This is a genomic window from Salinisphaera sp. LB1, assembly GCF_003177035.1.
GTDB lineage: Bacteria > Pseudomonadota > Gammaproteobacteria > Nevskiales > Salinisphaeraceae > Salinisphaera.
In genome coordinates, this window is record NZ_CP029488.1 from 76,682 (window position 1) to 88,575 (window position 11,894).

The 11,894-nt window shown below is 60.7% G+C and carries 11 protein-coding genes; 3 read left to right on the forward strand and 8 right to left on the reverse strand.

Annotated features, from left to right (window positions below; genetic code table 11):
• Positions 1-37: 37 nt before the first annotated feature.
• The 7 genes from asnB to SALB1_RS00375 form a co-directional block, all read right to left on the reverse strand.
• Positions 38-1,954: an asparagine synthase (glutamine-hydrolyzing) gene (gene asnB / locus SALB1_RS00345; RefSeq protein WP_109992042.1), complete on the reverse strand. Its 1,917-nt coding sequence runs from the start codon at positions 1,952-1,954 to the stop codon at positions 38-40.
• Positions 1,955-2,022: 68 nt separating this feature from the next.
• Positions 2,023-3,285, reverse strand: a complete 1,263-nt coding sequence (locus tag SALB1_RS00350; RefSeq protein WP_199678614.1) for a glycosyltransferase — start codon at positions 3,283-3,285, stop codon at positions 2,023-2,025.
• On the reverse strand, positions 3,275-4,486 hold the full coding sequence (locus SALB1_RS00355) for a glycosyltransferase (RefSeq protein WP_109992043.1): 1,212 nt from the start codon (positions 4,484-4,486) through the stop codon (positions 3,275-3,277). Before SALB1_RS00355 ends, SALB1_RS00350 begins: the two co-directional genes overlap by 11 nt.
• 353 nt (positions 4,487-4,839) lie before the next feature.
• Positions 4,840-5,904 (reverse strand): UDP-glucose 4-epimerase GalE, encoded by a 1,065-nt coding sequence (gene galE / locus SALB1_RS00360; protein ID WP_109992044.1) that lies wholly within the window; start codon positions 5,902-5,904, stop codon positions 4,840-4,842.
• A gap of 35 nt (positions 5,905-5,939) precedes the next feature.
• The gene (locus SALB1_RS00365) at positions 5,940-6,134 is read right to left on the reverse strand and encodes a hypothetical protein (RefSeq protein WP_109992045.1); all 195 of its coding nucleotides are present in this window, start codon (positions 6,132-6,134) and stop codon (positions 5,940-5,942) included.
• Positions 6,135-6,821, reverse strand: coding sequence for a phosphatidylserine decarboxylase (locus SALB1_RS00370; RefSeq protein WP_109992046.1), 687 nt, complete (start codon positions 6,819-6,821; stop codon positions 6,135-6,137).
• Positions 6,821-7,642 (reverse strand): hypothetical protein, encoded by an 822-nt coding sequence (locus SALB1_RS00375; RefSeq protein WP_109992047.1) that lies wholly within the window; start codon positions 7,640-7,642, stop codon positions 6,821-6,823. The genes SALB1_RS00370 and SALB1_RS00375 overlap by 1 nt, the downstream gene beginning before the upstream one ends.
• A 156-nt stretch (positions 7,643-7,798) precedes the next feature.
• Between SALB1_RS00375 and SALB1_RS00380 the strand changes: the two genes are divergently transcribed.
• Positions 7,799-8,863: an IS5 family transposase gene (locus tag SALB1_RS00380; RefSeq protein WP_109992048.1), complete on the forward strand. Its 1,065-nt coding sequence runs from the start codon at positions 7,799-7,801 to the stop codon at positions 8,861-8,863.
• A 310-nt stretch (positions 8,864-9,173) separates the two neighbouring features.
• Here SALB1_RS00380 and SALB1_RS00385 read toward each other — a convergent pair whose 3' ends face one another.
• On the reverse strand, positions 9,174-9,728 hold the full coding sequence (locus SALB1_RS00385) for a hypothetical protein (protein WP_109992049.1): 555 nt from the start codon (positions 9,726-9,728) through the stop codon (positions 9,174-9,176).
• Positions 9,729-9,960: 232 nt separating this feature from the next.
• Between SALB1_RS00385 and SALB1_RS00390 the strand changes: the two genes are divergently transcribed.
• Positions 9,961-11,004, forward strand: coding sequence for a glycosyltransferase family A protein (locus SALB1_RS00390; protein ID WP_109992050.1), 1,044 nt, complete (start codon positions 9,961-9,963; stop codon positions 11,002-11,004).
• 208 nt (positions 11,005-11,212) lie between these two features.
• Positions 11,213-11,884: a hypothetical protein gene (locus tag SALB1_RS00395; protein ID WP_109992051.1), complete on the forward strand. Its 672-nt coding sequence runs from the start codon at positions 11,213-11,215 to the stop codon at positions 11,882-11,884.
• The last annotated feature ends 10 nt before the right edge of the window (positions 11,885-11,894 follow it).

Below are 11,894 nucleotides of genomic sequence, written 5' to 3' on the forward strand. Positions count from 1 at the left end.
GTAGCGGTTCGAAAATGCGTAGCCGAACCTGTTCGGCCTATGCTTGCTCGGCGTTGAGCCAGGCCTGCAGCATAAGGATGCACCACATTTTTTTCTGCCACGCGCGACTTTCCACCCGCTGGGCCTGCCATACACGGCGCACCATCCCGGGATTGAGCAGCCCCTGCCGATGCAGGCGTTCGGCGGACAGCAGATCCTCGGCCCACTCGCGCAAAGGCCCTGACAACCATTGCCCTATCGGAGCGCCAAAACCCTGTTTCGGGCGCTCATAGAGCTCACGGGGCATATAGCGTGCCAGCAGCTCGCGCAGAATCCATTTACCTTTCCCGTCACGAAACTTCATATCGAGGGGAAGATGCCACGACCATTGCGCAACATGGTAGTCGAGCAGAGGGCTGCGCACCTCGAGCCCCGAGGCCATGCTCGTGCGGTCGACCTTGGTGAGAATCACATCGCACAGATAATAGATCTGATCGATGAGCAGTAGCCGCTCTATCGGGTTGCGGATACCCGACCACCTTCGCGCATCGGTCACCTGTGAATCGATCTCGATCGCCCCATCGGCAAGCAGCGGGTCCGATGGCAGCCAGTGGCACATTCCGTAGAAATACAGCTCATCAAGCGACGATGCCTGCAGGCGCAGAAGGGATGTTCCTTTACGGTCACGGACATCGTCGCTGCGAAGCATTTTTGCCTGCGCACGCGCCATCAGACGTCGCACGGGCAACGGCAGGCGCTGCAGTCGATGCCAGCGTTTGGGGGTTCGATAGAAGCGTGAGTAGCCACAGAAAAACTCATCGCCGCCGTCACCAGTCAACGCCACTTTGATATGAGGCCGCGCGTGCTTGGCGATCAGATAGTTGGGTACCTGCGCAAAATCGGCCATGGGCTCGTCGACGATCTGGGGGATATTGGGTACCGTGTCGATCGCTTCCTGGCCGGTGATATGCAGTTCGGTATGCTCAGTCCCCAGATGGTCGGCGATTGCCTTGGCATAAGCGGTTTCCCCGGCGCCGTGCTCACCAAACCCCAGGGCGTATGATTTGATCGGCGTTTGGCTTTGCGCCTGCATCAACGCAACAATCAACGAGGAATCGATGCCGCCGGACAGGAAAGCGCCCAGCGAGACGTCGGAAATCATGCGCGACGCCGTCGCCTTCTGTAACTCGATATTCAACGCGTCGACGGCTTCTTCCGCAGTGCCCTGAAAAGGCTTACGGATCGCATTCTGGGCATAGTCGGCGACGGACCAATACGGCGTTTGCAGGGTCCGCAGATCCGTTGGCTCGCTGGCCTGCGTCTCATCGATGCTCAGAATATGGCCTGCGGGCAGCTTGTGAACCCCCTCGTAAATACAGTCAGGGCTGGGCACGTAGCCCGACTGCAGATATCGCCCGATCGCTCGCCGGTCGAGGCGACCCGAAAAACCCGGCACGACACGCAGCGCCTTGAGCTCGGAAGCAAACGCGAATCCGCCCCCGATCCAACCAAAGAACAACGGCTTCTGGCCGAGACGATCACGCACCAGATGCAATTGGCGTTGCTCACGATCCCATATCGCGATGGCGAACATGCCGTTGAAGCGCTGAACCGCCGCGGCCACCCCCCAGATGCTGACCGCCGCCAGCAACACCTCGGTATCCGAATGACCTTTGAACGGATAGGCACGCGACTCGAGATCCTTCTTGATCTCGAGAAAATTGTAAATTTCACCGTTAAACACGACGACGTAACGTCCGCAGGCCGACACCATCGGCTGATGCCCTTGCGGCGAGAGATCAATAATCGACAAGCGCCGATGGCTCAGGGCAAGCCCCCGATCGTGGTCCGCCCATACGCCAAAGTCGTCCGGGCCACGATGCTGGAGCCGATCGGCCATTTGCAGTGCGCATTGCTCCAGGCTTTTATCGCCGGATCGCGAGCGCTGTTGCCATAGACCTGAGATTCCACACATTCGAATGGGCTCCAAAAAAGTTGCCTGGCTTTACCGGAATCGGCCGATCCGCGTTCGTCCACGCGAAATCAGGAAAGCAACGACGCGATGCAATCCACATAACGGTCGGTGCTTGCCTCAATGGAAAAATCCGCCGCGCGTTGTTTCAGCACCGTTGCATCGGTAGGCACATCCAGAACATGCGAGATCGCGTCGGCCAATGCCGCGGCATCCCCCACCGGCACGAGTGGACCGCACCGGCCATCGTCGAGGATTTCCCGCGATCCACTCGGGCAGTCCGTCGAAACCACGGGGCAGCCGCAGGCCATCGCCTCGATCAATACGGCACTCAAGCCTTCCCATGCGGATGACAATACAAACACGCTCGCGCTGCGCATACAGGAGTAAGGATTATCGACCCAGCCCGGCAATCGAACATCGTTGCCGATCCCCAGTTCCTGAACCCGCGCTTCCAGATCCGGCCGCAACCGGCCTTCACCCAGGATGACCAGACGTACCTTGCGCCGGGCGCGCAAGAGCGCGAATGCGCTCAACAACGTGTGGAAATCTTTCTGCGGCTCGAGCCGTCCGACGCCGAGGATCACGGGGCAGTCCGCCGATACAAACCACGGATGAGCGGCCGGTTCCGCAGCCCGCTGGGTCAATTTTTTGGACACCACGGGATTGTAGAGGGTCGTAATCTTGTGACGATCCAATTCGATCATTCGTGCGAGGTCGTCGCCGACGCCGTCCGATACGGCCACCACTCGGTCAGCGCGCGCATAGCAGCGGTTGAGCAAAGCCGGCAGATAGCGCCAGCGCCAGGCCGCGCGACGCGACTCCACCCCCTCCGCGATCAATTGCGACAGCGTATTACGCTGACTGACCACGAGGCGCGTGGGCACACCGGCCAGTTGGCGTGCCCAAATTGCTGCCAAATTGGCATAGAACAAGGCCGAAATCATGACATCCGGGCGTTCGCGGCGCAGATATTCCGCCAGTGAGGCCACGTATCGCAGGTTCCTGACCGGGGTCCTGGCGAGTAACACCGGCAAGATCGCTTCTTTCCAGCCCCCCGGGAATGCCCGCAGAACCGTCAGCCGCGCCTGCCACTTGGATCGGCGCTGCAAAGTCACCACTTGGCGCAGCCCGGCCGGCAGATGATCGGCATAGGCGCCCTGCCGCTTGTTCAGGACAAAGTCCACCGTGTAACCGCGACGCGCCAATTCGCCAGCCAGCTTGAGCATGACCCGTTCGGCACCGCCACCCGCGAGCGTCGGCACATATAGCGCGATATGCGTGCCGGGGGGAATCTTCGCCGCCACGTGCGAAAACCCGCCCTCATCCGCCAAAACAGACCTCGCGGTAGTGCTGCATGCTCGCTTCGATGGAAAAAACCTGTGCCCGAGCCCGCTGACGCGCCCGGCCCGGTGGCGCGGTCAACGTGCGTGCCATCGCCGCCGCGAGCTGTTCATCGTCTCCACACGGTACCAGTTCGCCAAAGGCGCCGGCATCCAGGATTTCCCTCGGGCCGCTCGGGCAATCCGTGCTAACGACGGGGCACCCACAAGCCAGCGCCTCAATCAGCACGGTGGGCAGCCCCTCGTAGTCGGAAGACAGGACAAACAGATCGGCGTGCGACATATAACGATATGGGTTGTCGACAAAACCCGGCATGCGGATATCCTCCTGCATGCCGAGTTGGCAAACGAGCGCCTCCAGACGTTTTCGCTCGCGGCCTTCGCCGAGGATGAGCAGGTGCGCCTCGTGCTGCGCGCGCATGATCGCAAAAGCGCGGATCAGCACGTCGAAGCGCTTGGCGGAGGTCAGCCGTCCGATACCGATCAGGACCGGCGGCATGCCCGGCGCAAACCAGCCGTCCTCCGGCCGGGCATCGCCGGCGCGGGCCAGCTCCGGCGATACCACCGGATTGTATATCGTCCGAATATCGGATCGCGGCAGCCCTGTTGTAGCCGCCACATCATCGGCAACCCCGTGCGACACCGCCACGATGGCATCGGCGCGACGATACGCACATCGCAGCAACGGCGGGAGATACCGCCAACGCCAACGAAACCGCACCCGTCGTATGGTTTGCGAAAGCGTGTTGTGCTCGACCACCACAACACGAACGGGCACGCCGGCCCGCTGCCGCGCCCAAAGCGCAACCAAATTGGGATAAGACATGCCCGAAACCAGAACCGCCGGGCGATTTTTCTGCAGATATGCTGCCAGCCCCGCAATATGGCGCAGGATACGGGACGATCGAATAGGCAGAAGCACCGGTCGTAACAGAGCGGCGACAGGCACGGTACCTGCCTGCCACGCGAGCCAGCGGCTACGCAGAATACCTGTCGGCTGCAGCACATGCAGGGTGACACCGGCCGGAATCTCTTTTTCGTAATCGCCGCCGGCACGCGTTACGACGATATCCACCGGATACCCCGCCGCGGCGAAGGCCCCGGCCAAGGTCAGCGTCACACGTTCGACGCCCCCTCCGGTAAGCGACGGCACGAAAAACGCGATTCGAGGTTTTTCCATGACCTCGTTCATAAGCAGACGTATAGATCAACCGGCAATGTCTCGTCCCATTGCTTGTCCGTAACCGCGAGTCTCAATTAGCCCCGATCCCACCGTCGCACATCCTTGTTGCAAGGTCTTCAGGCCAGAAAAATTGGCACGACCGATACCTACGGTTACATGTTCGGTAACGGACCTGACTCATCGCAGCTGATTACGTTATAAAAATTAGGTGGCGCCGAATTCGGCTGCAGCTTAAGCCGCACCCGGGGGCCTGTTCTCATGCTTATCGGGGAAGGCCGCTGATGCGCGTTCGCGCGACTAGTCTGGCGCCTGGCACCTATGTTAATCGGTTATCACTCGGCGAATGAGTGGGCGGCAAGACTTCAGACAGCCGACCCTTGTTCGCTCGCCCGGAGTGCCGCCGGCGTCGCCGCATCGCGGTAACCGTTCGGATTTTCGCTCTGCCAGCGCCAGGCATCCCGCATGATTTCGTCGAGACCGCGTTCGGCACGCCAGCCGAGATCGCGCTCAGCCCGCGACGCGTCCGCCCAGCATTCGGCCACGTCCCCGGGCCGCCGCGGCGCCATGCGGTATGGCACGTCGCGACCGGCGGCGCGCTCGAAGGCGCGAATCATCTCGAGCACGGAATACCCCCGCCCGGTGCCGAGGTTCCAGGTATGCAACCCGGTCTCGCCGGCAATGGCGTCGAGTGCCGCCCGATGCCCGTCTGCCAGATCCATGACATGGATGTAGTCGCGCACGCCGGTGCCATCGCGGGTGGGATAGTCGTCGCCGTAGACCGCGAGTTCCGGCAGCCGGCCGACGGCGACCTGGCTGATGAACGGCAGCAGATTGTTCGGCCGGCCCTGCGGATCTTCGCCGATGCGTCCGCTTTCATGCGCCCCAACCGGGTTGAAATAGCGCAGCAGCGCGATGGACCAACGCGGATCGGCGGCCTGTAGATCACGCAGCAGCCATTCGATCATCAGCTTCGAGCTGCCATACGGGTTGGTCGGCCGCCCTGTGGGCGCTTGTTCCGACAACGGCATGTCGCGCGATTCGGTATATACCGTGGCCGATGAGCTGAACACGAGCGTGCGCAGATTGGCCCGTTCCATGGCCTGGCACAGGGTCAGCGTTCCGGTCACATTGTTCTCGTAGTAGGCCAGCGGCTTTTCCGTGCTCTCGCCGACGGCCTTGAGGCCCGCGAAATGAATCACGGCATCGATGTTCGAATCGGCGAATACGCGGTCCAGATGCGCGCCGTCGCGGATATCGCCCTCGATGAACGTGATCTCGCCACCCGTCAGTTGCTCGACGCGATTGAGCGACTCACGCGAGGCGTTCGAGAGGTTGTCGTACACCACAACCTCGTGGCCTGCCTCGATCAGCACGAGCGCCGTATGCGAGCCAATAAAACCCGCGCCGCCAGTCAGAAAAACTTTCATTACAAAATCTTCCGTCGTTTGTTTCGTGCCCCGCCCTACCCGCGCAGCGCCACGCTCAGCCCGATCAGGCCGAGCACCCAGACGCCCGCTGCCGCCGCGAACAATAGTTTGGCCGGGATCGTTACGCGACGCCAGACATAGTCGCCCACCAGCACGCCGGCACCGGTATAGACCAGAGCGGCGAACAGCGCCCACCCCAGGTGGCCATCCGTATAGAGCCAGCTGGGCACTCAGCTACCTTCTTCGCGCATGGCGACCAGCGGGCTTTCACCCGCGCGTACGCGCTCGCCGCAACGAACCCGGCATGGCAACGAGGCCGGCACCTCGAGCACGACCGTACTGCCCAGGCGGATACGGCCGATACGCTGGCCACGCTCGACATCCGCGCCCGGCACCACCCAGGTCTCGATGCGACGCGCGGCCAGACTCGTGATCTGGCGCACTGCCACGGGCCCGATAACAGAGTCCAGCGCGGTACGCGTCTGCACCGGACAATTTTTTTCACGCAAAAACGCGAACTCACGCCCCTCGCCATCGGTGTAGCTCGCCCCGAGCCGCTCCACGGCCGCGACCCGGCCGGCGACGGGGCTACGCTGGACATGCATGTCCCAGAATGACAATGCAATGACAATGTAGCGAATACCATCGCGACAGTCCGTGCTGGTCACGAGGCCATCCGCCGGCGCCAGCAACGTCTCCCCAACCGGTATGATCCGCTCGGGATCGCGATCGAAGAAGGCGAGATAACGCGGGTGAAATTGCTTGTCCTTGAGCCAGCCACGGATTTGCGCTTCAGGCCAGCGCTGCCGCGGCGGCAATAGCGGCCGAGTCAGTGGCGACGGATAAGGCCAGTGACGTACGAGCAGTGCCAGAGCCCAGCCCATCACAGCGAGAACGACGAGCTGCGCGGCGAGCATCACGCCACGTCGGCCGGATCTTCAGCGTGCGCGTCCAGCCAGGCCTGGAGTTCTTCGCACGCCTCGCGTACCGCCTCGGGCAGCCTCGACTCGCGGCCACGCGGCCGCTTGATCCGAATGCGGGGCGCCCGTTTGCTGCGGCGTTTTCCGAGGCCGATGATCTCGAAGATACCTTCGAGCGCTGCGGCCGGTGCGGCCAGCAGCGCAGTCTCGGAAATAAGGTGTGCCGCGCTGCGCTTGCTGAGCCGCTGGCGCCGATAGGCATTGTGGATGGCATACCAGGTGAGCGCCCACACCGTGGTCGCGTCGATATCCGGGTCACTTGCGATCGAAGCAAGCAACGAATCGTCGTCATGCTCGAATTTTTCTGCGAGAAATCGTCGCGTATCGGTTTCGTCGAGCACGCGGGACGCGCGCCCGATAAAGCGTTCGAACGGCTCGTAGAACCAGAGCACGCGCGCCGGGGAGAAACGCTCGACCAACGTAGCAATCGAATCAGATTCGCCCCCGGCGACGATAATCACCGACGGCGCCCGCGAGTTGCTAATCACGCCACGTACCACATCGTCCGGCCGCAGGCGCTGGTCCTCGAAGACCCTCGGGTCGAGCGCACGATAAACATCGGTATCGAAATTCGACTCCAACACGTTCACGACCTGGCCGTTGGCGATATCCGGCGTACCCGCCATAAACACGACCAATGGTGTCTCGTTGGAGGCACGCCCGCCCCAGAGCCGTTGATAGAGTCGCTTGCGCAACAGCAATCGTCGGCGACGCTTGCCAGCGGCGGTATCCGGCGTCGGCAAATCGCTGTCGGTCATGTATATGTACTCCGTGACGCCTCTTTGACTCGGGCATTGTAATCGCTAATCGAACCGCTCGCGTGCGAATAAAGCGAAAGACATGCGCATTAAGGCGCTGCTGAAAAACCCGACAAATCTCGGGACAATAGTGGAGAGTGAATAGGAGCCGAACCGATGCGAAGCCCGGACACCGAACAACCGTCGCTGTTTTCGTATTCACAGACGACCGATTTTGTGCCCGCGGATCATCCGTTGCGCCGGATTCGATCGCTGGTCGATGGGGCACTGGAGTCGATGGACGGGACGTTGACGGTCAGCTACTCGCATACGGGCCGCCCGGGTATCGCCCCGGAACGCCTGATCCGGGCCTTATTACTTCAGATCCTGTACTCGATCCGCTCCGAGCGCCAGCTTGTAGAGCAGCTCCGCTACAACATGCTCTTTCGCTGGTTCGTCGGGCTGTCGCTGGATGATGCGGTCTGGGACGCCACCACGTTCACCAAGAACCGCCAGCGGTTCATCGATGGCGCGGTGACCGGTCGGTTGTTGGACGCGGTGGTTGATCAAGCCCGCCAGCGCCGGCTGTTGTCCGACCAGCATTTCTGTGTAGACGGCACGTTGATCGACGCCTGGGCGTCGATGGGCAGCTATCGGCGCAAAGACGAGGACGACGAGCCGCCGAACGGGCCGCCCGACTTCAAGGGCGAGGTGAGGCGTTCTGACACGCATGAATGCAAGACCGACCCCGACGCCCGGCTGTACAAGAAAGCCAAGGGCCAACCCAGCCGGCTGTGTTATATCGGCCACGTGCTGACCGACAATCGCCACGCGCTGGTCGTTGACGCCGAGACCACGCACGCCAGCGGCACCGCCGAAGTCGATGCGGCGCTGGCGATGCTGGATCGAAGACCCGGCCGCCGCCGACTGACGGTGGGCGCCGACAAGAACTACGACCAGCAACGCTTCGTGGAGGGCGCGCGCAAGGCCCGCGTGACGCCGCACGTGGCCCGGAACAACAAGGGACGACGATCAGCGATCGACGCCCGTACGACACGCCACGTTGGCTACGCGAAGTCGATCAATGCCCGTCACCGCGTCGAGACGCCATTCGGCTGGGGCAAATACGCCCGACCGCTGAAGCAGACGATGCGGCGTGGACTGGATCGGGTCGCCGCTCAGGCCAAGCTGGTGTTTGCCAGTTACAACCTGATGCGGATGGCCGCATTGGAGGCCGCATGAGCGCGTTTCGTAGCCGAACTGCGTCTGAAAGCCGGGATTTGCACCCTGCAAGCCCGAAAATTGGACAGAAAATGACCAAGGCCCGAATCCGAACCTACGGCAGACGAGTCTCGGGACATAATTTGGCTTCTATTTCAGCAGCGCCTTAATGAGCTGGATAGGCTTTCGGTAGTGTCGTGCCCAGTACCGGATACCGATCGCGTGATCCCAGTAGTGCTTCTTGCGGCGTTTGCGTTCTTTGTCACTTGGACAATTGGGGTGTTCGTAGAAGTTCATCCACCAGCCACAACCAGCTTCAAACTGATCCCGGCTAGCTTTTTCTGTGGTGCATCCAATCAATTCCCAAAAGCGGGCCTCTTTGGGCTTGGGCAGGCTTCGCGGGTTGCACCACGCCCCGGTGACCGCTATTTCTCCGTTCTTGATCGCGGCGAAACGATCGCTCAATACCTGCATTTTCGATGGCCGGATCAGTAGGTCGGAGTGCCAGAACGCAAAGCTTTTTGCAGAACAGGAAAGCGAACTCGAGCGGAATGTAGAAGAACAGATTGGGCAGCTGAAGCCGCTTGTTGAAATCAACGAGCATTGCTTGGCTGGTCAATTCCTTGGGCGGACCCACGCGCGGGTCAAAACCGACGATTGGCGTCCAGCCGAACGACTGAACGATTTTCTGCTGTACCAGACACCAGTCGTCATTGACGTTCCAGCACAGCCAGCCATGTCCCACGCCATCCAACTCAGCGCGCCAGTCATGGGCGGCCGCACGGATCATATCCAGATCAAGACCGGCAGCGTGGAATATCTCCCAGTTTCCAATCGCAGCCATGTATTGAAGCCGCTCATGGTCCACCTCGTTAACATTGCTCACTCTTGCCGACCCTCATCCACACTACGAATGCGAGTCGATTCAGCGCCCGAAGCGGTTTACACTCTCAGTGCTACAGTACAGTTGGCGCAGCGGCCGTGACTCTGCAGGATACGGTTATGCTGAAGCACGCTAAACTCGTACGTTATCAGATTCTTCATGGCCGGCCGCTCGCTACCGATCAGCCTACCCGTCTTTTTCGAGAATAGAGAAGAATTAAGAGTAGTCACTTGAGATGACACGCGCCGATTATCAAACCGACACATTGGGCGCGTCCCGATTCAGCTTCATTATTCCGGCTTACAACGTTGCTGCATACATCGGCCGATGCCTGGAATCACTGCTGCGCGACCCGGGCACGGATTACGAAGTCATTGTGGTCAACGACGGCTCGACCGACGAGACCGCCACGGCAGCAAGGCACTACTCAGACAATGCGCGTCTAAGCGTCATCGATCAGGCCAACGCAGGCCCCGGTGCAGCACGCAATACCGGCATAGACAGGGCCCGTGGCCGCTATCTGATGTTCGTCGACGGTGACGACTGGATCGAACCGGACACGCTCAACGTCTTTCGCCAGACGCTGGCTGAGTGCCCCGAATGTGACTTGATGGTGTTTGGCTTTTACGAGGTCTACGGGTCCGACCGGCATACGCACGATTGTGTCGCCGATTTCTGGAAGATCACGAACTCGCCATGCAACAAGCTGTTCCGGAGCGATCTTTTCGACGGGCTGCGCTTCGACCCCACGATCTGGTACGAGGACCTTGCGATCGTACCCTGCCTGTTCGCCCGAGCGCGCCGTCCCGAGACGGTGCCTCGTTATCTCTATAATTACCAACGCGACCGTGAAAGCTCGATCATGAACACGGTCGATTACCGTCGTGTATTCGATCTGCCACTCGCAGCCAGACGCTGCGTGTCGCGAATACGGCAAGACGAGGCGAGCGGGCGCATCGCGCCAACCGCGCCCCGCTTCGGCGCGGACTGGGAGCGCCGATTCCTCACGATCGAGATCTACATCGTCGGGGTACTGCATCGTAGTATACGGATCACTGATCGCCGAGAACGGCGCGCCTATATCGATCGGATGATGGAATTGATTCCGGACCGCAGTGAGATCAGCCCGTCGGTGGTTAGGGAACGCTATGGCTGCAAGATGGCCTTGGGAAGCTGGTTCTATCGAACTGGCCATACCGGTATCGCGCACTTCATTCTGCACGACACCGGAGCCGCAAAGCGCCGCCTACTGGCTTTATTCCAAACGACGGGCGAGTAGTGTAGGCCGACGGACTGGACTGACTCAGGCGCTGCGGGCCTGCTTTGCGGCGCACGATCGTATCGAACGCGCCAAGCGTTAGCTGTGAACCCTGGCAATACCTCGCCACCCGCGTCTCACAATGGCATATACTGGAATATTACATACGGCAGGATACCGGGCCGCGGTCGAAGGGATAGCAGGACAATAAATCCACACTGGAACCGCAATGCACAGGCATCGACTCAAACCCCGTGAACTCGGTTTCGCCTACACCGCGCATCGCATGGCCGACCACGTGGCGGCAACGCTCAATAGCAACCAGTTGTTTTCGATTCGCGACGATGAGGTCCTAAAGGAGGGCCGTCGTCTCGTTGATTTCAAGTATTTCAACGTTCGGCCATGGATCGTCGAGAACATCAAACGCGCACTCCGTCTCGGGTTACAGAATACGCACGAGCGACGGGTACTGGACCTCGGTACCGGGTTCGGCTATTTCCCGTATGTCTGTGAATTCATGGAACACGAGGCCGAGGCCCCGGATATCGAAGGCCATCGGCTGTACGACCGGGTGATAGCGGCACTCGGCGTCAATCGACAACATCATCGCATCCAACCTTTCAAGCCGCTGCCGCTTTCGGATAACGGTCGTTTCGATTACATCACGGCCTACCAGATCGCCTTTAATCGGCCCGGCCTGCCTGGCGCATGGGGCCCGTCCGAATGGGCATTCTTCATCGACGACGTCCTTGAAAACCAACTCGCAGAGGGCGGACAGCTCCACCTGGAATTGAATTGGCCCTTCAAGATCGGAGACTGGTACGACGATGCGTCACGCCGTCTTTTCGATCGCTACAATGCCCGACGCGCCGGTATTGAGATCGACATCTACAAGCGTTAGCCGGACCGAG